The 21,549-nt window shown below is 57.9% G+C and carries 22 protein-coding genes and 1 pseudogene; 17 read left to right on the forward strand and 6 right to left on the reverse strand.

The features are described 5' to 3' along the window. Window positions 1-2 precede the first annotated feature (2 nt). The 5 genes from MARLIPOL_RS09920 to MARLIPOL_RS09940 all read left to right on the forward strand — a co-directional run bounded on the left by MARLIPOL_RS09920 (window position 3) and on the right by MARLIPOL_RS09940 (window position 3,733). Window positions 3-464 carry a chemotaxis protein CheW gene (locus tag MARLIPOL_RS09920; RefSeq protein ID WP_012137936.1) on the forward strand — a complete coding sequence of 154 codons (462 nt, stop codon included), beginning with the start codon at window positions 3-5 and terminating at the stop codon, window positions 462-464. A gap of 88 nt (window positions 465-552) precedes the next feature. Then, window positions 553-1,044, forward strand: coding sequence for a Fur family transcriptional regulator (locus MARLIPOL_RS09925; protein WP_012137937.1), 492 nt, complete (start codon window positions 553-555; stop codon window positions 1,042-1,044). Further along, window positions 1,037-1,819, forward strand: coding sequence for a zinc ABC transporter ATP-binding protein ZnuC (gene znuC, locus MARLIPOL_RS09930; protein WP_012137938.1), 783 nt, complete (start codon window positions 1,037-1,039; stop codon window positions 1,817-1,819). Before MARLIPOL_RS09925 ends, znuC begins: the two co-directional genes overlap by 8 nt. Beyond that, window positions 1,806-2,618: a zinc ABC transporter permease subunit ZnuB gene (gene znuB, locus MARLIPOL_RS09935; protein WP_012137939.1), complete on the forward strand. Its 813-nt coding sequence runs from the start codon at window positions 1,806-1,808 to the stop codon at window positions 2,616-2,618. Before znuC ends, znuB begins: the two co-directional genes overlap by 14 nt. A gap of 101 nt (window positions 2,619-2,719) precedes the next feature. Continuing rightward, window positions 2,720-3,733 carry a PAS domain-containing protein gene (locus tag MARLIPOL_RS09940; protein WP_012137941.1) on the forward strand — a complete coding sequence of 338 codons (1,014 nt, stop codon included), beginning with the start codon at window positions 2,720-2,722 and terminating at the stop codon, window positions 3,731-3,733. A gap of 8 nt (window positions 3,734-3,741) precedes the next feature. Here the strand turns inward: MARLIPOL_RS09940 and MARLIPOL_RS18330 are convergent, their stop codons facing one another. Continuing rightward, on the reverse strand, window positions 3,742-3,987 hold the full coding sequence (locus MARLIPOL_RS18330) for a CDGSH iron-sulfur domain-containing protein (RefSeq protein ID WP_012137942.1): 246 nt from the start codon (window positions 3,985-3,987) through the stop codon (window positions 3,742-3,744). A 124-nt stretch (window positions 3,988-4,111) separates the two neighbouring features. On the opposite strand from MARLIPOL_RS18330, the gene MARLIPOL_RS18915 reads away from it, so the two are divergent. From MARLIPOL_RS18915 to arsJ, 4 genes are all read left to right on the forward strand, one after another. After that, window positions 4,112-4,882: a metalloregulator ArsR/SmtB family transcription factor gene (locus MARLIPOL_RS18915; RefSeq protein ID WP_036191369.1), complete on the forward strand. Its 771-nt coding sequence runs from the start codon at window positions 4,112-4,114 to the stop codon at window positions 4,880-4,882. After that, window positions 4,882-5,910 (forward strand): ACR3 family arsenite efflux transporter, encoded by a 1,029-nt coding sequence (gene arsB, locus MARLIPOL_RS09950; RefSeq protein WP_012137944.1) that lies wholly within the window; start codon window positions 4,882-4,884, stop codon window positions 5,908-5,910. Before MARLIPOL_RS18915 ends, arsB begins: the two co-directional genes overlap by 1 nt. A 142-nt stretch (window positions 5,911-6,052) precedes the next feature. Beyond that, window positions 6,053-7,057 carry an ArsJ-associated glyceraldehyde-3-phosphate dehydrogenase gene (locus tag MARLIPOL_RS09955; RefSeq protein WP_012137945.1) on the forward strand — a complete coding sequence of 335 codons (1,005 nt, stop codon included), beginning with the start codon at window positions 6,053-6,055 and terminating at the stop codon, window positions 7,055-7,057. 1 nt (window position 7,058) lies between these two features. After that, on the forward strand, window positions 7,059-8,261 hold the full coding sequence (gene arsJ, locus MARLIPOL_RS09960) for an organoarsenical effux MFS transporter ArsJ (RefSeq protein WP_012137946.1): 1,203 nt from the start codon (window positions 7,059-7,061) through the stop codon (window positions 8,259-8,261). 274 nt (window positions 8,262-8,535) lie between these two features. On the opposite strand, the gene MARLIPOL_RS09965 is transcribed toward arsJ, so the two are convergent. Beyond that, complete coding sequence (locus MARLIPOL_RS09965) at window positions 8,536-9,618, reverse strand: patatin-like phospholipase family protein (protein WP_012137947.1); 1,083 nt, start codon at window positions 9,616-9,618, stop codon at window positions 8,536-8,538. Between the two features lie 173 nt (window positions 9,619-9,791). Here MARLIPOL_RS09965 and MARLIPOL_RS09970 point away from each other — a divergent pair, with 173 nt between their 5' ends. Then, entirely contained in the window at window positions 9,792-10,862 is a 1,071-nt protein-coding gene (locus MARLIPOL_RS09970; RefSeq protein ID WP_012137949.1) for a GGDEF domain-containing protein, read from the forward strand. 14 nt (window positions 10,863-10,876) lie between these two features. Here the strand turns inward: MARLIPOL_RS09970 and MARLIPOL_RS09975 are convergent, their stop codons facing one another. Further along, window positions 10,877-11,791 (reverse strand): alpha/beta fold hydrolase, encoded by a 915-nt coding sequence (locus MARLIPOL_RS09975; protein WP_012137950.1) that lies wholly within the window; start codon window positions 11,789-11,791, stop codon window positions 10,877-10,879. 198 nt (window positions 11,792-11,989) lie between these two features. On the opposite strand from MARLIPOL_RS09975, the gene folE reads away from it, so the two are divergent. After that, window positions 11,990-12,559, forward strand: coding sequence for a GTP cyclohydrolase I FolE (folE, locus tag MARLIPOL_RS09980; protein WP_012137951.1), 570 nt, complete (start codon window positions 11,990-11,992; stop codon window positions 12,557-12,559). A gap of 4 nt (window positions 12,560-12,563) precedes the next feature. Beyond that, window positions 12,564-13,328: an SDR family NAD(P)-dependent oxidoreductase gene (locus MARLIPOL_RS09985; RefSeq protein WP_012137952.1), complete on the forward strand. Its 765-nt coding sequence runs from the start codon at window positions 12,564-12,566 to the stop codon at window positions 13,326-13,328. 84 nt (window positions 13,329-13,412) lie between these two features. On the opposite strand, the pseudogene folK reads toward MARLIPOL_RS09985, so the two are convergent. The 3 genes and pseudogenes from folK to MARLIPOL_RS09995 form a co-directional block, all read right to left on the reverse strand. Continuing rightward, window positions 13,413-13,706, reverse strand: a pseudogene (gene folK, locus MARLIPOL_RS18805) (2-amino-4-hydroxy-6-hydroxymethyldihydropteridine diphosphokinase); the annotation flags it as partial. Between the two features lie 7 nt (window positions 13,707-13,713). Then, on the reverse strand, window positions 13,714-15,411 hold the full coding sequence (locus MARLIPOL_RS09990; protein WP_012137954.1) for a hypothetical protein: 1,698 nt from the start codon (window positions 15,409-15,411) through the stop codon (window positions 13,714-13,716). After that, window positions 15,408-16,136, reverse strand: a complete 729-nt coding sequence (locus MARLIPOL_RS09995; RefSeq protein WP_012137955.1) for an MBL fold metallo-hydrolase — start codon at window positions 16,134-16,136, stop codon at window positions 15,408-15,410. The genes MARLIPOL_RS09990 and MARLIPOL_RS09995 overlap by 4 nt, the downstream gene beginning before the upstream one ends. A gap of 167 nt (window positions 16,137-16,303) precedes the next feature. Between MARLIPOL_RS09995 and MARLIPOL_RS10000 the strand changes: the two genes are divergently transcribed. The 5 genes from MARLIPOL_RS10000 (at window position 16,304) to MARLIPOL_RS10020 (ending at window position 21,549) form a co-directional block, all read left to right on the forward strand. Continuing rightward, a complete protein-coding gene (locus tag MARLIPOL_RS10000; protein ID WP_012137956.1) occupies window positions 16,304-16,744 on the forward strand; it encodes a CoA-binding protein in 441 nt (146 codons plus the stop codon). 104 nt (window positions 16,745-16,848) lie between these two features. After that, window positions 16,849-18,150, forward strand: a complete 1,302-nt coding sequence (locus tag MARLIPOL_RS10005) for an HD-GYP domain-containing protein (RefSeq protein ID WP_051123127.1) — start codon at window positions 16,849-16,851, stop codon at window positions 18,148-18,150. A gap of 94 nt (window positions 18,151-18,244) precedes the next feature. Next, window positions 18,245-20,482: a putative bifunctional diguanylate cyclase/phosphodiesterase gene (locus tag MARLIPOL_RS10010; protein WP_145768782.1), complete on the forward strand. Its 2,238-nt coding sequence runs from the start codon at window positions 18,245-18,247 to the stop codon at window positions 20,480-20,482. Between the two features lie 52 nt (window positions 20,483-20,534). Then, a complete protein-coding gene (locus MARLIPOL_RS10015) occupies window positions 20,535-20,849 on the forward strand; it encodes a hypothetical protein (protein ID WP_012137960.1) in 315 nt (104 codons plus the stop codon). Between the two features lie 253 nt (window positions 20,850-21,102). After that, a complete protein-coding gene (locus tag MARLIPOL_RS10020; RefSeq protein ID WP_012137962.1) occupies window positions 21,103-21,549 on the forward strand; it encodes a MerR family transcriptional regulator in 447 nt (148 codons plus the stop codon).

The following is a 21,549-nucleotide window of genomic DNA, read 5'->3' on the forward strand; positions in this document are numbered from 1 at the left end:
TGATGAGTGATAACAGTCAAGCCCTCTCCTGCGTCATGATCCCGATGAACGGCAGACAACTCCTACTGCCCAACGTGTCCATTGCGGAAGTGGTGGATTACGCCAGCACGGATGCCGGTACCAATACTCCGGAGTGGCTGGTGGGGTACCTGAACTGGCGGGGACTTAACTTGCCGGTCATCTCCTATGACGCGGCTAACGGCGCCACCCTGACGATCCCTGGCGATAACCGTGGGCGCATAGTGGTACTCAATACCATCGGCGATGAGCACCAGAAGGTCCCGTTCATGGCAATGGTGACCCAGGGCATTCCTAGCCAGGCGCGCCTGAGTGAAGAGCAGATACGCAAACTGGACGGTGATACCGGCCCCGCCGACCTGATGCAGGTAGAGGTGGAAGGCGATACCGCCTGGATCCCCAACCTGGAATATCTGGAATCACTGGCCGCCGAAGTCGCTCACTGATCCGACCTACGGGAGATTCCATACATACCGGACATGGCGTGGCCGTTTGCAAATGTTATAATGTTGCAAATTCTTCAGGACCGTGTCCATGTCGACCAGCGCTCTTCCCTATCGCCCACACAATCACGATGCCTGTGTTGCCCAGGCGCTGGCGGACGCCCGCGCCATTTGTCAGCAACGGAATGCACGACTGACTCCGACCCGTGAACGGGTTCTGGAACTGATCTGGCAGTCCCACAAGCCCCTGGGAGCCTATGATGTCCTGGCTGTGCTGACAGAAGATGGCCATAACGCCGCCCCGCCTACGGTGTACCGGGCATTGGATTTCCTGCAACAACATGGGCTGGTTCACCGTATTGCCTCGTTGAACGCCTTTGTCGGGTGTACCCATGCCGGCAAGCACCACAATGGCATGTTCCTGATCTGTCGCAGCTGCGGCAACGTGTTGGAACTGACCGCGCCGAACGTGGCCAAGGCCGTTTCGGAGGCCGCTTCCGCCGAAGGCTTTCAACCGGAAGACGTGATGATCGAGATCGCCGGGCTCTGCCCCGCCTGCCGCGCGGGCGCTGCTCATGACTGAGCCACTGGTAACCCTCGAACGAGTAACCATCGCCTTTGACGACCGCCCCGTGGTGGACCGGGTGGACCTGAAAGTCCATCGTGGAGACATCATCACCATTATCGGTCCCAACGGCGCCGGCAAGACCACCCTGATCAAGGCCGTTCTCGGTATCCAGAGAGTGACGGAAGGATCGGTAAAACTCGCCCGCAACCTGACGGTCGGCTACGTACCGCAACACCTGATCCTGGAATCCACTCTGCCATTGACGGTCAGACGCTTTATGGCACTTAGCGGACGCCCTGGCTCTGAGTGTCAGGCTGCACTGGAGAAGACCGGTGTGGGACACCTGGTCGACGCGTCCATCCACCACCTGTCCGGAGGAGAAAAACAACGCCTGTTACTGGCCCGTGCGCTGGCGAGGAAGCCGGATCTGCTGGTACTGGATGAACCGGCGCAGGGGGTCGATATCAACGGTCAGGCGGCGCTTTATGATCTCATTCGACAACTCCGGGACCAGCTTCATTGCGGCGTGATCATGATCTCCCACGACCTCCACCTGGTGATGGCCGCCACGGACAAGGTGATCTGCCTCAACCAGCATATCTGTTGCAGCGGGTATCCGGCCGATATTTCCCACGACCCTGCGTTCATTGAAACCTTTGGTCAACCCGTAGCAGAGAGTCTGGCGGTGTACCACCATCACCATAATCACCGCCACGACCTGCACGGAGATGTGGTCTCAGGTGCAGTCACGGACGACAATCACCAGGAGTGCGACCATGCCCATCATTGACGCCATTCTGGACGACTTTTTCTGGCGAGCATTGCTGGGCGGCCTCGGTGTTGCCCTGGTGGCCGGGCCACTCGGATGTTTCGTGGTCTGGCGGAGAATGGCATATTTTGGCGATACCCTGGCGCACTCCGCGCTGCTGGGCATTGCCCTGAGCTTCCTGATCAGCGTTCCCCTCAACGTCGGTGTTATCATCACCTGTGTGGTTCTTGCGATCGCCCTGGTGCTGTTGTCCCGCAGCCACACGCTGGCGACCGATACCCTGCTGGGCATCCTCGCCCACAGCGCGCTCGCTATCGGCCTGGTCACCCTCAGCTTCATGCCCGATGTCCGCGTCGACCTCACCGGCCTGCTGTTCGGCGACCTGCTGGCCATGAGCCGTGATGATCTGCTGTGGATCTACGGCGGCGCCCTGCTGATCCTGTTACTGCTGGTAGTGCTCTGGCGCAGCCTGCTGATGAGTACCATCCACGAAGAGCTGGCCCGGGTGGAGGGCATTCCCGTTGAACGCCTGCGGCTGGTACTGATGCTGATGTTCTCATTGGTCATCGCGGTGGCCATGAAGATCGTCGGTGTACTGCTGATTACGGCGTTGTTGATCATTCCAGCTGCCACCGCCCGCCGTCTGGCGCGCAGCCCCGAACACATGACGCTGCTGGCGGTTATGTTCGGGTTCGTTGCCGTCGGGGGAGGGCTGACCCTGTCCTGGCACCTGGACACACCAGCCGGACCTTCGGTGGTGGTGACAGCGTTCAGCGTGTTCCTGCTGATTTATGGCGGGGCGCGGCAAACCCAGGTCTGACAACACTGCTTTTCCTGTGGCACTCCATTGGTCTAAAGTGTAGATCAGCGGGAACACAACCCGCCCCCTGATCGTTATCGATCGCCAAGACGGACGGAGCCATGGAAAGCACCAGTCTCAACAGGAGTCCGGGGCAGTATATTCGTTCACTGTGGCATCCCTTTCTATGGGTGCCGCTGGTGGTGCTGGTTGCTGGCCTGACCGTCACTGCCTTCACCGCAGAACAGCTGGCAAACCATACCCGAATCCTCGCCGAACATGCCTATCGCGCCCAGCACGACGCCCTCGTTAACCGTCTGCACGCTGAAGCTGTTGCCCAGTCACCAGAGCGCCAGGTAGAAGAATGGCTGGCGTCCGTGTTTTCCATGCCCTACCCGAGTCTTGCAGCAATACGTGTGGATACCCTGGAACGCCATACCAAAATGCCACTCTTCCAGACCGGCCCCCTCGTCCCGCTGGATGACTCGCGCTCCCTGCGTTCAGAAATTAATCTGGACCGACATCACTGGCTCATCACCACCATGCCGGATAACACCGTCTTCCGGCAAAGAGCCAACACCGCACGATATGCCACCTGGACCGCAGGTACCATGATCACTGCCATCGGCGTAGCACTGACGCTCTTTCTCTCTGCCCGGATTCACACTCTCAGCGATCAGCTAAGTGACCGACAGCTTGCCAGCGAAAAGCTGGACCAGCAGTTGGGCAATATGCAGGTGGAGAAATCCATCCTGCGCCAGGCCCTGAATGACAGCGAACAGCGCAGCCGGGATCTGGTGGCACTCTCCGGGGCCATGATCGGGGAACTGGATGAACAGGGCTGTATAGGTTTTATCTCGGCCACTGCAGCAGACTGGTTGCAACGAGCACCTGCCGACCTGTCGGAAACACCGTTTGAGGAACTGGTCGCGCCCGAACACCGCGCCAATTTCCGCAAAGCCCTGGCGGCCGCACGCAGCGAGAAACAAATGCATCGGATCGACCTGGAATTGCTGACCGCTGACCAGGACGAAAACATCGTACCGGCGACACTCCGCATCCTGGCTTTGCAGGATCCTGTCCACGGTTTTGCCGGCTATCGCATCAGTGCACGACCCAGCGCTGCCACTACGTAACAGCATCGCTACAGAGTTTTGTGGGAACCATCGCACAGGGGGGCAGTGCCGGTTTGTTTGCAACCGCAAAACCAGACCCACTGCTTTTTCTCTGCCACATACTTAACAGGGGTAAACCCCGTCCCCTTGTGTGACCCATCGCAGAAAGGCTGGGACTGACTGCGGCCACATGCACACCAGAAATAGCTCTTACCTGCCTCGACCAGAACCGAACAGGGCGTTGTCCTGGGAATTTCGGGCTTTGCAGCGGCCATGGAAGACTCCTCATTATTGATGTCATGTCTTTTGGGCAGTATAGCCGTGATGCGCAATACCGTTGCCAACAGCCGGACATTCAAATACCATTATATTCACTTTTTGTTATATATGGTGATAAGCATGTCCTCCCGTCGCAGAGTCCTGTTTGTCTGCACCGCCAACAGCGCCCGCTCCCTGATGGCCGAAGCCCTGCTCAGGGACATGGCGGGCGATCATTTCGACGTCGCCAGCGCGGGCACTGAACCGGCGCAACCTCACCCGCTGGCGCTGCAGTGCATTCGAGAAGCCGGAATCAATCCCGACACCGTGCACAGCAAATCGTTGAGCTGTGTGAGTGACGAGAAATGGGACTATGTCATCACCCTGTGTGACAAGGCCTCACAGGAATGCCACACCATCGGTGAGACCGCCCAGCGGATCGCCTGGGACTTCCCGGACCCGGTACCCACAAACCGACATGCGGCATTCTCGCTGCTCATGAAAGAGCTCAGGGAACGCCTGAGCCTGTTCGTGATGGTGCACCAGAAAGCCACCAGCCAGGCCGTCAGTTATGACCCTGCTGCGGTATTCAAGGCGCTGGGCGATGAAAACCGTCTTGCCATCATGCTGATGATCCGACAACAGAGCGAACTGTGTGTCTGCGAACTCACCACCGCACTGGACGCGTCCCAGCCCAAGGTCAGCCGCCATCTTGCCCAGCTCCGTGAACTGGCCCTGCTGGACGACGAACGAAGGGGACAATGGGTCTACTACCGCCTGCACCCGGCGATACCGGACTGGGTACTTGATGTGCTGAGGGATACAGCCGATGCCAACATCGCTTTCCAGCAGCCTTTTCTGACGCGACTGGCCACCATGCCCGACCGCCCCGTAAAAATGGACTGTGTCTGATGGGAAATTTTGAACGCTACCTCAGCCTGTGGGTTGCCCTCGCTATTATTCTCGGCATCACGTCCGGCACTCTGCTACCCGGACTGTTCGAGTTCGTCGCCAGCCTGACCTACGCCCACGTCAACCTGGTGGTGGCGGTCTTCATCTGGGCGATGATCTACCCGATGATGGTGCAGGTGGACTTCACCGCCATCAAAAATGTTGGCCGTAAGCCCCAGGGGCTGGCGTTAACACTGGTGGTCAACTGGCTGATCAAGCCCTTTACCATGGCCGCGCTGGGGTGGTTGTTCTTCAAGGTCCTGTTCGCCGACCTGGTGGACCCAACCACCGCCACCGAATACATCGCCGGTATGATCCTGCTGGGGGTCGCCCCCTGTACCGCCATGGTGTTCGTCTGGAGCCAACTGACCCGGGGAGATTCCGGCTACACTCTGGTGCAGGTATCGGTGAACGACATCATCATGATCTTCGCCTTCGCCCCTATCGCGGCATTCCTGCTGGGTCTGTCATCCATCACCGTGCCCTGGGAAACCCTGGTTCTGTCGGTATTGCTGTACGTGGTTGCCCCACTGATTGCCGGCATCCTGACACGGAAGTGGCTGCTGCGTGACGGTCAGCAGAGACTGGATCACTGGCTACAGCGCAGCAAACCCACCACGATCATGGGCCTTTTGGCCACAGTGGTACTGCTGTTCGGCCTGCAGGCGGACCGCATTCTCGACAACCCCTACGCCATCGGCCTGATTGCCGTGCCGTTGCTGATCCAGAGCTACGGCATTTTCTTTATTGCCTATTTTGCAGCGCGCAAAATGAAGTTACCCCACAACGTCGCCGCACCGGCTGGCCTGATCGGTACCTCCAATTTCTTCGAACTGGCGGTCGCCGTGGCCATCAGCCTGTTCGGACTAACCTCCGGGGCGGCACTGGCCACCGTTGTCGGCGTGTTGGTGGAAGTTCCGGTGATGCTGTCATTGGTTGCATTCGCGAACAGAACCAGACACTGGTTTCCGTCAGCTTCAGCTGCATAGTCGGCTCTTTCTGGTTTGGGGGGAGGTCTGGCGGGAAGAGGGTCAGAAACAAGAAACGTGGTTTCTTTGAACGTTTCCGACCCTCTTCCCGCCAGCCCCCGGCCGATATCTCACGGGCTTTGGACTTTTTGGGAGATTTGAGATGAGTAAGATCAAGGTCGGGATTAATGGGTTTGGGCGTATCGGTAGGCTGGCTTTGCGAGCTGCATGGGGCTGGCCGGAGATGGAGTTTGTGGCCATTAACGATCCGGGCGCGGATGCCGGAACGCTGGCGCATCTGCTGAACTTTGACAGCATTCACGGACGGTGGGCGCACGAAGCCAGTTCGGATGGTACACATGTGGTCATTGGTGATCAGCGTATCCGTGTCACCCACAATAAAACCATCGGAGAGACTGACTGGTCTGGTTGTGATCTGGTTATTGAAGCCAGCGGCGTCAACAAGAAGGTCAGCGCCTTACAGGCGTATCTTGATCAAGGCGTGAAGCGCGTTGTGGTTACAGCACCAGTCAAAGAGGCTGGCGCCAAGAACATCGTCGTGGGTGTGAACGACGGTATCTTTGATCCCGCCAAGGACCGGATTGTGACAGCCGCCTCCTGCACCACCAACTGCCTGGCGCCGGTGGTGAAAGTGATTCACGAGAAACTGGGTATCAAGCATGGGTCCATCACCACCATTCACAGCCTGACCAATACCCAGACTATTATCGATGCGCCACACAAGGACCTGCGTCGTGCCCGGGCCTGCGGCAGTTCGCTGATCCCGACCACCACCGGTTCAGCTACGGCCATCATCGAGATCTTCCCGGAACTGAAAGGCCGCCTGGATGGCCACGCGGTGCGGGTGCCTCTGACCAACGCTTCGCTGACGGACTGCGTGTTCGAGGTAAACCAGCCTACGGACCGGGAAACGGTAAATCAGTTGCTGAAGGAAGCCGCGGAAGGCGACCTGAAGGGCATTCTGGGTTACGAGGAACGCCCGCTGGTGTCTATCGACTACAAGACCGATCCGCGCTCATCCATTATCGATGCCCTGTCCACCATGGTGGTTAACGGCACCCAGGTGAAACTCTACGCGTGGTACGACAACGAATGGGGTTACGCCAACCGCACCGCCGAACTGGCACGCCGGGTGGGTTCCGCCTGATATGACGCCGGCCATCCGACAGTATCTGGTAATCACCGGCAACTATTGGGCCTTCACGCTCACTGACGGCGCCCTGCGGATGCTGGTGGTACTGCATTTTCATCAGCTGGGCTACTCGCCGCTGGAAATCGCCCTGCTGTTCATCTTCTACGAGTTTTTCGGCGTAGTGACCAACCTGGTGGGCGGCTACCTCGGCGCCCGCATCGGCCTGAACCGCACCATGAACCTGGGACTGTTCCTGCAAGTGCTGGCGCTGGGCATGCTCGCGGTACCCGCGGCCATGTTAACCGTGCCCTGGGTCATGGCCGCACAGGCCCTGTCTGGCATCGCCAAAGACCTGAACAAGATGTCCGCCAAGAGCGGTATCAAACTGCTGGTACCCGATGAGCAACAGGGCAAGCTGTACAAGTGGGTGGCCATCCTGACTGGCTCCAAGAACACTCTGAAAGGCGTTGGTTTCTTCCTGGGCGGGGTACTGCTGATGGCCGCCGGCTTCAAGGGCGCGGTCATCATCATGGGCGCCGGCCTGCTGGTGGTATGGCTGGCCAGCCTGTTCCTGCTCAAACAGGAGTTGGGCAAGAGCAAGGCCAAAGCCAAGTTCACCGACATCCTCTCCAAGAGCCGCGCCATCAACGTCCTCTCCGCCGCCCGCCTGTTCCTCTTCGGCGCCCGCGACGTCTGGTTCGTCGTGGCCCTCCCGGTCTACCTGCACACCGTCTTCGGCTGGGATTTCTGGAAAGTCGGCGGCTTTATGGCCACCTGGATCATCGGCTACGGCTTCATCCAGACCATCGCGCCGCGCATCACCGGCAACATGGAAGGCAAACAACCGGCAGTGCTCTGGGCCGCCGCCCTGGCAGTGATCCCCGCGGCGATTGCCATCGGCCTGATGGCGGGCTGGTCGCCCCAAGTTGTGGTGATAGGGGGCCTGCTGTTATTCGGCGTACTGTTTGCCATCAACTCCTCCCTCCACAGCTACTTGATCGTCAGCTACGCAAGAGGCGACGGCGTGTCTCTGGATGTGGGCTTCTACTACATGTCCAACGCCGCAGGAAGGCTGCTAGGCACCATCCTCTCCGGCTGGGTTTACCAGGCCTACGGCCTGGAAGCCTGCCTCTGGATATCCGCCGGGCTGGTAGCAATGGCCGCCACCCTGGCCTCTGGTTTACCCGAAAAGCAGGCGCGGCAAACCAAACAGATATAACCCTCGGACGGTTCAGCACACGGTCGATCAAGGGCCGGTGGGGTCACAGAGTCAAAAAATTCAAAGAAACCACGTTTCTCCTTTTTGGCTCTATAGATCCAACAAGGGCTGGCGGGGCCACAGGATCAAAAAATTCAAAGAAACCACCGTTTCTCCTTTTTGGCTCTATGGATCCAACAAGGGCTGGCGGGGCCACAGGGTCAAAAAATTCAAAGAAACCACCGTTTCTCCTTTTTGACCCTGTGGCCCCGCCAGCCCGTCTTCCCCCCCCAGCTCAAAGCGGCCGAACCACCTCAGCCAACCGCCCGGAAGAAACCAGCTCCATAAACTCATCCCCCAGCCGGTCACTCTCGGCAATCGCCTTACGCCAGGACCGCTCACGCCCGGCATCATCGCCGGCGTACTTCTCGAAATCCTTCCGGTCCGGCAGCTTGCGATCCGGCAACGACTCCAGATACTCCCGCGAAGGCGCCACCAGTAACACATCCTGAAGACGGGTCGCATCACCGCGACGCCAGGGCAACGTCTTATCGAACCAGCCCGGCACCACCTTATCGGTGAAATGCGGATACAGAATAACCCCCGGCTGCTCATAGGGCAGATCCAGGTGATAATCCAGCAAACCGCCATCACGGTAGACCCCCTCAGGCGCACCGGGAATATTGCGTACCCCGGACATCACCATGGGAATCGACGCTGACGCCAGCAGCGCCGGCAGCAAATTATCGCGGGTCAGCGCCACCTCATGGCTGGGAAAATCCACCAGCTTCGACACCGGCGCTTTCAGACGGGCATCGTGAATAATGCCCCGCTCCATAAAGCGCCCCAGATGACGCCGACTGACCATATTCGCGCTGATGGCATTCATCAGCCCCAGACTGAGCCGCCCCCGGGTGTCATGTTCCAACAGACCGCGACTGCGAACCACCACCACATTCAGACGATAAAGCGGGTGATTCAGCAAATAATCCTCATGACCACCCAGCAGCTCTTCCAGAAACAGAATACTCTTACGACTCACCTCCGCCGTACTCACACCCTTGGCAAACCGCTGCGACGTATAAAGGTCAGCCAGACGCGCCAACTGGGCCTTGGGGTCATCTGTCGAAGCAACGGCCGCAAAGCGCCAGCTGCCGATCGAGGAACCAATCAAAGATCGCTCTTGTGGAACCGTAGGCAGCCAGTCTCCAAAAATGGCTTTATCCAACCCCGAAATACCGAGAGCCTTGGGCCCGCCGGCGGCACCCGGAATAACATGGACATCATCCGCCGACAGCGGTTTGTCTTGCAGCCGCTGGAGGGCACGGCGACCCGCCCGGATGGTCAGTGCGGGCGATCGGGTATGTATGGCTGTCATGGTGCTCCCCTTTTAAGATCTCCGGGAGTTTAACGAACTGACGGGCTCTCAGCCAGGGACTGCGCAGAGGTACAGTGAGCCAAATCTGGCCCACCATGCGACGCACCGTGCTAGACTTCCTGAAGCCCGGATATGGAAGCGGGCTCAATAGAACAAAACAGCAGGAGTGCGCTGTGAGTCCATTGCTCTCAACAGATAAGGTCGCCACAAATCCCACACTGGCGGTTCTGGGCTTCAAACGTCAGATTGTCTATCACCTTCACTTCTGGTCGTTTATTGCCGTCGCGCCACTGGTTCTGGTGCAGTGGAATCATGGCAATTATCTCCTGTCAGCACTGTTGGTACTGTTTTGCACCAACGCCCTACTGGTTATCGCGCTCCTCAGGTATCGAAATGTCTATTTCCTGAAAGGGCGGCTGTTTCCATTGCTGGCGGTGATCTGCGCGGCCTACTCCACAACGATTAACGGCCATGCCGGCCTGTACTGGGCCTATCCGGCCGCAACGGCCCTGTTTTTCCTGCTGCCGTTACGGGAAGCGACCACCTGTAATATCTTTTTTGTCACGGTGATGGCGGTGGTGTCGTTCCTCAAGTTTCCGGAGGCTGATTTCTGGCGCATCACGTTTTCCCTTGGCCTGACTTGCCTGTTCGCCATGATTTTTGCCTGGCTGGTCGGCCGACTCCAGGGTGAACTCACCCGACTGGCAACCACCGATCCCCTGACCGGCTGTCTCAACCGATCTCAGCTGGCCGATATCCTCAACAGCCAGATCCAGATACGTGAACGCTACGAGCGGGTATCCAGCCTGATTCTGCTGGATCTCGACTACTTCAAGTCAATCAACGACCAGTGGGGGCATCTCGCCGGCGATCAGGTTCTGGCTGAGCTGGCCATAAGGACTCGTCGGCGTCTTCGTGAGAGCGACCAGCTGTTTCGTATTGGAGGGGAGGAGTTCATGCTGGTGCTGCCGGAAACCCGCCAACGGGATGCCGAAACCCTGGCCCAGGAGCTGCTGACCAGCATCAGTGCCCACCCCTTTGGGGATGATATCCACATTACGGCCAGCGCCAGTGTGGCGGAAGTGGCCAAGGGCGAAACCTGGTCCGTGTGGCTGAATCGCGCTGACCAGTCACTGTACCAGGCCAAATCCCAGGGTCGGAATCAGGTGGTCAGCGCACCAAGAACCGCAGACGCCTCAGGCTCACCCGATGACGGCGGCGCGGAACTGATCGCTGAAACCTGAGTTTCGGTTCGGAATTACTGCTGGCTGCGAAACTCCCGGTAAGCAGAAAATACGTCCCAGGGGCTTTCAAAATGCGGGTAATGGCCCACATTCCGCAAACTGACAACATCCGCATTCGGAACCAGTTCCCGGTAACGCCTCGCCATGGCGGCACCGGAAACCGGGTCTGCCATACCGGACACCAGTCTCATGGGCTGCGTAGCATGCTGCAGCGCACCCACCCAGCGATTGCGGTGACAGCGCCGCTCTTCCATAAAATGAATCAGATGGTGAAGGATGCCGCGGCCATTGTTGTAGGTGAGTAATTGCCAGAAATCGTCCATGTCCTGGCGATCCGGCGGGTTGGCCGGTCCCAACAGCCGGCGAAAATTACGCTCAAAGATCCGGCGATTCAGACCACGACTGATCAGCCCGCCCAGGGGACTGCACAGCAGCTTCTGAATCAGCAACGGGTTGTGAACCTCCGGAAACAGTGCTCCGTTCAGGAAGCAGATACTGGCGATATGGAATGGCAATGTGCCTTCCTGGTCCCGGGCCAGCAACTCCTGGGTCACACTGCAGCCGTAGTCATGGGCAAACAGGTGGACAGTCTTCAAGCCCAGGCCGGAAATCCAGCCCTCTATCAGATCGGCCTGATCTTCAATGCTGTAGTCGTAAGGCACGGGCTTGTCGGAAAAGCCGAAACCCAGCATATCCAGTACCAGCACGTTGTACTGCTGGGTCAGCATGGGCCACAGTCGGTTCCAGTCCCAGCTTGCGGTCGGAAACCCGTGCAACAGAACCAGCGGCTCGCCCTGTCCCGCCATCCGGCTGAAAATGGCATGGCCTTCATAACTGAACCACTTGCCGCCCTGTTGCCACCACTCCAACGTTCCAACCTGTTGCGTAGCCCTGGAAGCCGTTGTGTGTCCGGTGATGACCTGTTCCATGCCCTGTTCCTGGATAGAGTTTGCAGACTAAAACTGTAGAACAAACCGGTGGGTGCCGCCATAGCTGCGCACAGGATTTGCGGGTGTCAGTCGAGCCACATGTGGTCTTTTGTGGACCGGCACTCGTAAACCATGGAGATAACCGGCGATTTCCCTTAAGCTTCGCCCTGAATCAGACACTGAATACCGGAACCGATTATGAGCAACTCCCTGGAAGATTTGGCCGGCCATTACCGCGACATCATTAATGGTCTGGGGGAAGACACCTCCCGCGAGGGCCTGATGGACACGCCAAAACGCGCGGCCAAGGCCATGCAATTCCTGACGAACGGCTATCAGCAGGATTTGGGTGAACTGGTCAACAACGCTGTCTTTGAGTCCTCCATGGACGAGATGGTGATGATTCAGGACATTGAGCTTTACAGCATGTGCGAACACCATATGCTGCCGTTCATCGGCAAATGCCATATTGCCTACATGCCACAGGGCAAGGTGCTGGGGCTGTCCAAGTTTGCCCGTATTGTCGACATGTACGCGCGAAGGCTGCAGATCCAGGAAAACCTGACCCGGGAAATCGCCGAAGCCATTGAATCGGTCACCGGTGCCAAAGGTGTGGCCGTGGTGATCGAAGCCCAGCACATGTGCATGATGATGCGAGGTGTGGAGAAACAGAACTCCCGCATGAAAACCTCGGTCATGCTGGGCCAGTTCCGCAAATCCCAGGCGACCCGAACCGAATTCCTGCAGCTGCTCAGCCATCGAGACTGATTCCATGTCGACCGCTCCAGTGGCCGTGATCACCGGTGCCGGACGGAGGCTCGGCTATGAAGTGAGCCTGGCTCTGGTTGAGCGGGGCTACCGGGTGTTCGCCCTGCACCGGACGCACACCGATGAGATCGATTTTCTCATCGGTCAGGGTGTGACGGCACTGCAGGTCGATCTGGCCGATCCGGACGCGGTGCAGGCCCGGATCGACGACATTGTTCGCGACACCACCAGCGTCAGCCTGTTGGTCAACAATGCCTCCACCTTCGAAACCGATGCCCAGGATCCACGGCAGCGGCCGGCCCAGGCTGCCCGCCTGTTTCAGATCAACAGCACCGCTCCCATGCAGCTGATGCACGGCCTCGGCCCTGCCCTGGAGACAGCGGCTCGGGCGTGCGGACGGCCGTCACTGATCGTCAACATCACCGATATCTTCACGGAACGCCCCAACCCACAATATGGAGCCTACTGTGCGTCCAAGGCGGCCCTCGCTAACCTGACCCTGAGTTATGCCGCGTTGCTGGCACCCGATGTGCGGGTCAATGCCATCATGCCCGGCCCTATCGGATTCCTGCCCCGCCATACCGACAGTCAGAAGCGGCAGGTATTGTCAGAGACTCTGCTGGCCCGGGAGGGAGGCTTTCACAGCGTGGTTATGCAGTTGCTGGCCCTGGTGGACAACGATTTCATCACCGGTGCGCAGATCCCGGTGGATGGTGGCCGACGCCTGGCCCAGGGTATGGCCCGCCACGGTCAGGGAAGCCCGGACTGAGTTTTCAATCTGCCCATCGAAAAGCCTTTGGTAATAAGGCTCCTCTATTTTCTGGCCAATAAAACGACCGCTCTCACTGAACTCCAGAATGTCCACATCAATCGGTCGATCCTTGAGACTGCAGAGGGGATCCGAGCGGTCGCGTCCGAGAGATTCCTCCAACTGATTGAAGCGGGCCTTGAGTTTCTCTGGAGACAGGGGACTGAATACGATCACCAGCGCATTGAGAAACGGACGTTCGGTCTCCATGCCCTGGGGACGAGTGTGGATGATCGGCGACAACCAAAGCGACCCATGGCTTTCCAGCAGGTTGGTGACAGCCCTCACCAGGTTCTGTTCCGGATCGATATTACTTCCCAGTCCACACAGGTACCACATGACAGAGTTATCTCAGCAGTTTGCGAATGTATGCACCCACTAATACGGTTACAAACAGTACACCGATCATGGACTCCAGGGTGACAAGCACGGACAGGAGCCCGGTGGCAGGTGGTTCAGGCGCACTCCATTGACCATAGAAACTGCTGATGAAGCTCTGCAGACTTAACATCACCGCTTCCCCGATTCTGACTCCGACCGTCATGAACCCCAGCGCAAACAGGATGGAGATCATCAGCGCCGCCGCCAGAATATTCCGAAACCGGATGCCCCATCCGAAAATCCCCCCGAGGAGAAAACGGCGCGCCCTGCTGGTTTCCTTGTGGTGCCGCATGTGGAAAAACGCGTGGTCTTCCTCCCGCAGATGCCCGGTGGTCGACATCCAGTTTTTGAACCGGGTATAGGCTTCCGCCAGATGACGACGGTCATCACCACTGGGGCGGGGCGTCAGGGCCCGTGCCAAAAGGCCAAAGGGGGGTGGTGTTGTCGAGCGTCGGGCCGGTTTGGCACCGTAGATCAGTGACACCGGATCAAACCATGCCTGCTCGGCGTGGAAGCGCACCATCTCCACCCTCGGCGTACCTTCCTCAGGCGCTTCCAGCTCCAGCATCCAGGCTTGAGCCACCGATGAGCCGTTCAGACACAAGCGGCCACTGAAGTGATGCCCAGTCATCCGCAGGTGACGCCCCACCAGGGTATCTTCGATACCAATACCGGCTTCTTCGTCCGTCACAGTGACCCGATCCAGCCACAGGTCAGCAGCCAGTTCGCAGTTGTCCACCAGGATCGTTTCCGCTGTCAGCTCTCCCAACCGTAACTGGTTCAGATGGCTGCGGCGGATCTCGACACAGCCTGACACCGTATACCCCTGCACAAACAGCCCGCCCTCAAACCCGTTCCTGCTCAGCTGTTCAGCGTGATAACTCTGGCGACCAATATAGACCTGGCCCAGGGAAGGAGAATCGTTCACCGGCGCCTCATCCTGGACTGCCATCAGTTGCACCGGCGCCTGGAAGCTACCGTTCAGGGCCAGGCAACCACTCAACGTCATTTCGTTGAGCCAGAGCATATCATCGCTGCCACGGGTACCGAATTCCATCAGCACGGAGCAGGCCCGTATACCACGGAACGAGATGCCACCGGCGCCGCTGAAGTCACAGCCGAACATAACGACGCTGCCATCCAGGTGGCCGGATTTCATGCTGAAATGATTGTTGAAGCGGCAGTTGAGACACCAAAAACTGCCGCGAAATCGGGCCCCTAGCCAGCGGAAATCACCCAACACATGACAGTTGATCAACACGACGGATCCTGAAAACTCCAGGTCGGACCGTTCAGAACCATTAATCACCGCATTGGCGATTACCACCACACCGTCGGCGGACCCAATGGCCGCCAGGAGCTCCGCCTCGGACATATGACGCGGTTGGTCCGATGGCAACGCCAGCCCATGGCTGTTCACTGCCACTTCTTGTGCTTCAGCGGTACCCAGCACCTCACGTACCACCAGCGTCACACTATCCCTGCGATCACGCCCAAGCCGGACCCGGAACTCCTGACCCAGCGTGACTGCCGGATAACCTGCCTGCTGGAACGGGCGCCAGTGACTGTAGACCAGTCGTTGATCTTCGGTTACCAACACCAGAAATCGACCGGCTTTCAGGTCGGAATGCACAACCCGGGCTACAACGGTTTTCCCGGTCACAGGGCAAACTCCTGTCCCTGGCGGGCAAACCCGGCAAACTCACGTTCCACTTCCGCACGATGTTGCTCGAAATTGTCTTCGTAGCTCATCAAATACATACGCTCACGCAAGGCGTCCGAATAGTTCTCACGAAGCTCACGAACCGAGGCGTGGACCGGGTTCCAGTCCGACAGGGTGGCATCGTGAAGAATGGTCTGCGGTGCATAGGTTGCCACCAGCTCGGGAATCGGACGGGTATCACCACTGAACAGCAGGTGATTATTGATCATCAGGCCGTAGGACGGCTTTGCCGGGGTGTGTCGGTTCTGGAACGGTTGCAACCGGACGCCTTCAAACTCGAAGGGCTGATCATCCAGTAACACCACATCAAAAAAGTCTGTCAGCTCCGCAGGCCCTTCCCCCACCTGCCCCATCACCCCCTTCAGGGTGTGCTCCCACAACTCCTCATAAACCCCCGGAGGCAAATACAGCACAGGCTTGAAGCCATAACGGAAACGACACTCATACCCCAGTCGTTCCAGGCCAAAACAGTGATCCGCATGAGCATGGGTAATAAAGATTGCATCCACATCGGCCAGGGTCAGGCCCCGGTCCCGCAACGCAAACTTGATGGTGTAGCCGGCGTCGATCAACAAACGTCGGCCACCGGCCTCTACCATGGCATTGTTGTTCCAATGGTCAATTGCTTCGGAGTGGCCAACTCCCAGCATGGTCAAGACTGCCATACTCTGGTCCTTTTCAGATGACGGGACGGATCACCTTGGTGAACTCCTTGAACAGCGATCCTATTACATGCAAGCCTTGTCGATCAAAGACCTATAGTATCATTTCCTGACACCGGCAGGCCGGCGACCAACCGGAAACTCACAGTGCTAAAAGGGCCTACATAACCATGCCAACCCAGACACCAGAAGCAATCCGCGCCATTTTAACCAGTATTCGCACCATTGCGCTGGTGGGCGCCAGCAACAAAATCCACCGCCCCAGCCACGAAGTGATGGCCTATCTGCAGGGCCGGGGCTACCGCGTCATCCCCGTCAACCCGAAGCTGGCCGGCCAGCAGCTGTTAGGTGAAACCGTTTACGCCGATCTTAATTCGCTGCCTGAACCAGTAGACATGGTGGAGCTTTTCCTGGCGCCAGAACGCACCGGGCCGGTGATCAATGCCGCCATTAAACTCAACGTGCCTGTGGTGTGGATGCAGATTGGTGTAATCAACGAAGAAGGCGCCCGGAAAGCAGAGGCCGCCGGCCTGACTGTCGTTATGGATCGCTGCCCCAAGCAGGACATTCCGCGACTCGGCGTGCCACCGGTTACTGGCGGCGCCCTCTAGGTTGTTAGTGCTGCTCACTCCAGGCCAACCTGTGACCCACGACCTGTTCGAATCGTCAGCGCTCTGCCATAATCAGGTCAAACAATCCGAAAACTGGCATCGCCATGTGGTTCAGACGCAAAACCAACAGGGCACATACGGCACCCCGACCGATCGCTGAGAAGGCGATGACGCCATCGGGGCGATCGCCTGCCTCCCTGCGTCGCACCAATCTGCCCGTCGATCTGCTAGAAATCGGCATGAAAGTCGTCAACCTGGACCGCCCGTGGACCGACGTCCCCGTCCTGTTCCAGGGATTTGTCCTTACAGATCCAGGCCAGGCCCAGGTTCTGAGGCAGTACTGTGAGTGGGTCGTGGTGGAGGATGAAGAGAGACGCCTGGCCCCGATCATCAGCAAGGTCGCACGGCTGCGAAAACGCACCACAGAGCCCATGGAAGAAACCCGGTCGCTGCTGGAGGAAATTCCCAGGGCCAAGGCGACCTGGAACAAGACCCGCATTTTTGTCGAGCGGGTGATCCGTGATATCGAACAGGGCAATAACAATCTGCACCTTCAACATGCCCGCCCCATCATTCGAAACTGCGTGGACAGCATCAAGGCCAACGCGAGTGCCATGTTCTGGATGACCAGAATCAAGTCCCGGGACGCCTACACCGCCGAGCATTGCCTGAGGGTCGCAATATTCACCGTGGCTTTTGCCCGTTTTCTGGGCATGCCTGATGAGGACCTGGAGATTGCCGGACTGTGTGGCCTGCTACACGACATCGGCAAACTCAAGGTACCGCCATCAATACTCAACAAGCCAGGCGCCCTCAGCCCCGATGAATTCAGCGTTATGCAGAAACACACCACGCTGGGCTACAAACTGCTGAAGCAGGACCCGGACGTGGATTCAATCATCAGTGACGTTACGGTTCACCACCACGAACGTATCGATGGTTTCGGCTACCCCCATCAACTGGAAGAAGCACAGATCAGTCGCTTTGCACGGCTGGTCTCCATCGTCGACGCGTTCGATGCTCTCACCAGCGACCGATGCTATCGCGATGGCGTGCCCACGTCAGACGCCATGCGTATCCTTTACCGCAATCGGGGGCAACAATTCGACACAGGAATGGTGGAGGCCTTTATTCGAATGATCGGTGTTTATCCGCCTGGAAGTTTGGTAGAACTGTCGTCGGGGGAAGTCGCTCTGATCGTCGCCACTCACCCTGGGAAAAAACTGAAACCAAAAGTTGAGGTATTACTGGATGCCAATAAGCATCCGGTGACACCCAGAGTTCTCGATCTGTCGAAACAACCGGATGAAACACAACACGGCATTTTACGCCCGCTGCCTGACGGTGCCTTCGGTATCTCGTTACAGGGACGTATACAACAATTAGTGGCCGGTGACCGCCCGTAACCCTCATAATCAAACACAATCTGCCGATAGATACTGTTGTTGGTGCATCAGACCGGAGTGACGTGTGGAAAAAACCGAATCAGCGACGAACGTAATGGTCAAAGGGCTTCTGCACCCCGTTTTTCCAGTACTGATTCTCATCGTCTTTCTCGGAATTGCTTCCGTTCTGAAGTATGGCATCGACAGGCAGGACAGGCGCCAGCTTGAAAGCAGCCTGGCCAGCGAAACCCAAGCCATGGCCGCCAACCTGGAACGGGAATTCCTGGTCCATGTGCAGGCAATCCGCCGCATGGCAAAACGTATTGAGGCCAACCCGGAATTAACGAAAGAGCTGTGGCGCCAGGACGCCAGAAACTACCTGGACGACTTCGGGGTCTATCAGGCCCTGGAATGGATTGACCGGCAGTTCGTGATTCGCTGGCTGGAGCCCCTGTCGGGCAATGAAGAAGTGGTTGGCTACAATGTGGCATTTTCCGCTGACCGTCGAGCAGCACTGAAAGCGGCGCAAGCCAATGGCACCATTGATATTTCCGGCGTGGTCGATCTTCGACAAGGCGGCAAGGGCCTGGTCATCTATGTGCCGGTCCACTCCGGTGATGATAACAACGGGTTTGTTGCCGGTGTCTTCCAGATGGAAACCCTGGCTCGTCAATTACTGACCAGCAGGGTTCTGGAAGCATTCAATATACGTATTTTCGAGGGCGAAGCACTTGCCTACGAACTTAATACCGACGGTGAGTTCGACACCCGATACTCCCAAACCGTCGACGTCGATCTCCCGACAATGAATTGGTCGCTTACCGTTACCCCATCAACCGCCTGGATCGGCAGCCGGAAAAGCATCTGGCCCTGGACCACGTTCACCTCCATCCTGTTCATGGGGCTACTGACCAGCCTGACCACCCTGCTGGTTCAGATCCTGCTCAAGCATAATCGCGCCCTGCTGAAAACCCGCAAGGAGCTGGAGTTTGAAATAGACCAACGCAAAGCCGTGCAACAGGATCTGGTCCGCCTGGAGTCCACGGATGCCCTGACCGGCCTCGCTAACCGTCGTTTCTTCATGGAAGACCTGAGTCACACCCTCAGCATCGCCGACCGGCAAATGCGCCAGGTCGCCCTGGTGATGATGGATCTCGACCGCTTCCAGATGCTCAATGACACCCTCGGCCACCAGTTCGGGGACGAGCTGCTGATCAAGGTGTCCGAGCGCCTGAATAGCCTGAGTAGTGAGAAAATCCTCGTGGCCTACTCCGGTGGAGACGAATTCATGGTCTGCCAGCAGCATGTGGATAGTCTGGACGACGTCATTCACCTGTTGGGCCAGATCAAGCAATGTTTCGCAGAACCTTTCGAGGTCCAGAACCAGGCCCACTGCGTTACCGCGACCATGGGCATTGCGGTTTACCCACAAAGTGGCCTGGACACCGATACCCTGCTCCGTAACGCCGACATCGCCCTGTACCGGGCCAAGGATCAAGGGCGCAACACCTACCAGTTCTATACCGAGGGCATGCAGGAGCGGGAAGTCATGCGCCTGGAACTGGACAAGGACCTCAGCCAGGCCCTTGCCAATGACGAGTTTGTCCTTCACTTTCAGCCACAGGTCGACCTGGAGAGCGCCGAGATAGGCAGCGCTGAAGCGCTAATACGATGGCAACATCCGCGCCGGGGATTACTGCCTCCGATCGATTTCATCCCGTTGGCAGAGGAAAGCGGCCGCATCACCGAGATCGGACGCTGGGTCGTGATGGCCGCCTGTCGACAGCTTGCCCGTTGGCGCGGCACTGCCTTCGAACACCTCAGGATTGCGGTCAATCTCTCCGGGCGGGAACTGGATGATGAAAGTCTGGTGGATCATATTCAGGAGGCACTGGAGACCCACAACGTGCCGCCGCATCAGCTGGAAGTGGAGCTGACCGAGGAAATCTTTATCCAGAACATCGAACACAATCTCAATCAGCTCTCCAGGTTACACAAACTCGGTGTGCACCTTGCTATCGATGATTTCGGGGTGGGTTACTCCTCACTGGGCTATCTGCGAGACTTCCCCGTAGACTTACTGAAAATCGACCGATCGTTCATTACCGAAGTCACCGAACGCCACGACGATGCGGTGATCACCCGCGCAGTCATCAATCTGGCCCACAATCTAGGCATCCGGGTCGTGGCGGAAGGTGTTGAGACCATGGAGCAGCTGGCGTTCCTGAAGGATCACCATTGTGATCTGGCCCAGGGCTACCTGATCAGCCGGCCCGTTCCTGCTGCCACACTGGAAAAAGCCCTGAGCGAAGGTACTATGGTTACCGGCATTCCAGCGGATACCCGCATCTAGCCAACCTCGTTCAATCGTTGTTTTCGGACCATTCCCAGCAAGGTAAGACTCCATGACAAGCCGCTACCTGACGCCTGAACAAGACCGGAAAATCCGCCAGTGGGAGCGCTGGAACCGGAATTATTTTATTTTTGCCTTCGTGGCGCTGACGATTATTCTGGTGTTCAGCAGTCAGCTGGGCTTGTCCAGTGGTGAGAGCTGGGGGCCACTCGGAGCGCTGATCGCGGTTCTGATCACGCCGATTATTGTGCTTCAGCTGCGGCTCGCGTGCCCAGCCTGTGGTCACAAGATCGGCTGGCAGGCAAAGCTGATGGCGCCGGACCAGTGCAGAGCCTGCGGTACATTCCTTCGCGCCAAGAGCCAGTAATCTTCTCTTCTTAAAAAAACCTTTGACCTGTGAGTTACTCACAGGTTTTAGGCTATCCTTGAATCAGGTTTCGGTGATTGCCGTGTTGAGGCACGCGCGACTCCCGAAAACCGCTGTTAATACGTCCCTGTACGCTTGCTCTCCGCCATCCATGGCTCCGAGCATTTTCGGGAGTCGCGCCTGCCTCAACACTCCGCTTACTTCAGTGATGGATTCCTTTGACCATTACTTATTTCGGGGTGAGGAACAGGATATGAAAGTCAAAGACATTGCGGAAGCCGCCGGCGTGAATCCGGATACCGTGCGGTTTTACACCCGGGAAAATCTGTTGAAGCCGACCCGCAATCCGGACAACAACTACCAGCAATTCGATGCCGAGGACCTTCGGCGCTTGCGGTTCGCCCGCAAAGCCCGGCAGTTGGGGTTTTCACTGCCAGAGATCCGGCAGATTCTGGAGCAGGCGGATGGCCATCATTCTCCCTGTCCGATGGTACGGGATGTCTTTCAACAACGGCTGGCGGAGGTGGAACGGGAAATTCGTGAGCTGCAGGAGCTGCGCCAGCGGATGACGTCGGCGATGGCCGCCTGGCAGGACATGCCGGACGGTACGCCGGATGGCCACACCATTTGCCGATTGATCGAACACTGGGAAGACCCGATGCCCTCTCACCGGGCAGACAATCAGAGTGAGGAGCACTAA

Source organism: Marinobacter lipolyticus SM19 (genome assembly GCF_000397065.2).
Classification (GTDB): Bacteria; Pseudomonadota; Gammaproteobacteria; order Pseudomonadales; family Oleiphilaceae; genus Marinobacter; species Marinobacter lipolyticus.

Excerpts from the sequence above, each read along its gene's own strand:
- MARLIPOL_RS09955 (WP_012137945.1), top strand. The coding sequence starts at position 6,053 with ATGAGTAAGATCAAGGTCGGGATTAATGGGTTTGGGCGTATCGGTAGG.
- MARLIPOL_RS10000 (WP_012137956.1), top strand. The coding sequence starts at position 16,304 with ATGCCAACCCAGACACCAGAAGCAATCCGCGCCATTTTAACCAGTATT.
- MARLIPOL_RS10010 (WP_145768782.1), top strand. The coding sequence starts at position 18,245 with ATGGTCAAAGGGCTTCTGCACCCCGTTTTTCCAGTACTGATTCTCATC.
- MARLIPOL_RS18330 (WP_012137942.1), bottom strand. The coding sequence starts at position 3,987 with ATGGCCGCTGCAAAGCCCGAAATTCCCAGGACAACGCCCTGTTCGGTT.
- folE (WP_012137951.1), top strand. The coding sequence starts at position 11,990 with ATGAGCAACTCCCTGGAAGATTTGGCCGGCCATTACCGCGACATCATT.
- MARLIPOL_RS09965 (WP_012137947.1), bottom strand. The coding sequence starts at position 9,618 with ATGACAGCCATACATACCCGATCGCCCGCACTGACCATCCGGGCGGGT.
- MARLIPOL_RS09925 (WP_012137937.1), top strand. The coding sequence starts at position 553 with ATGTCGACCAGCGCTCTTCCCTATCGCCCACACAATCACGATGCCTGT.
- arsJ (WP_012137946.1), top strand. The coding sequence starts at position 7,059 with ATGACGCCGGCCATCCGACAGTATCTGGTAATCACCGGCAACTATTGG.
- MARLIPOL_RS09975 (WP_012137950.1), bottom strand. The coding sequence starts at position 11,791 with ATGGAACAGGTCATCACCGGACACACAACGGCTTCCAGGGCTACGCAA.
- MARLIPOL_RS10020 (WP_012137962.1), top strand. The coding sequence starts at position 21,103 with ATGAAAGTCAAAGACATTGCGGAAGCCGCCGGCGTGAATCCGGATACC.
- MARLIPOL_RS09995 (WP_012137955.1), bottom strand. The coding sequence starts at position 16,136 with ATGGCAGTCTTGACCATGCTGGGAGTTGGCCACTCCGAAGCAATTGAC.
- MARLIPOL_RS10005 (WP_051123127.1), top strand. The coding sequence starts at position 16,849 with ATGTGGTTCAGACGCAAAACCAACAGGGCACATACGGCACCCCGACCG.
- MARLIPOL_RS09920 (WP_012137936.1), top strand. The coding sequence starts at position 3 with ATGAGTGATAACAGTCAAGCCCTCTCCTGCGTCATGATCCCGATGAAC.
- MARLIPOL_RS18915 (WP_036191369.1), top strand. The coding sequence starts at position 4,112 with ATGTCCTCCCGTCGCAGAGTCCTGTTTGTCTGCACCGCCAACAGCGCC.
- MARLIPOL_RS09940 (WP_012137941.1), top strand. The coding sequence starts at position 2,720 with ATGGAAAGCACCAGTCTCAACAGGAGTCCGGGGCAGTATATTCGTTCA.
- arsB (WP_012137944.1), top strand. The coding sequence starts at position 4,882 with ATGGGAAATTTTGAACGCTACCTCAGCCTGTGGGTTGCCCTCGCTATT.
- znuB (WP_012137939.1), top strand. The coding sequence starts at position 1,806 with ATGCCCATCATTGACGCCATTCTGGACGACTTTTTCTGGCGAGCATTG.
- MARLIPOL_RS09985 (WP_012137952.1), top strand. The coding sequence starts at position 12,564 with ATGTCGACCGCTCCAGTGGCCGTGATCACCGGTGCCGGACGGAGGCTC.
- znuC (WP_012137938.1), top strand. The coding sequence starts at position 1,037 with ATGACTGAGCCACTGGTAACCCTCGAACGAGTAACCATCGCCTTTGAC.
- MARLIPOL_RS10015 (WP_012137960.1), top strand. The coding sequence starts at position 20,535 with ATGACAAGCCGCTACCTGACGCCTGAACAAGACCGGAAAATCCGCCAG.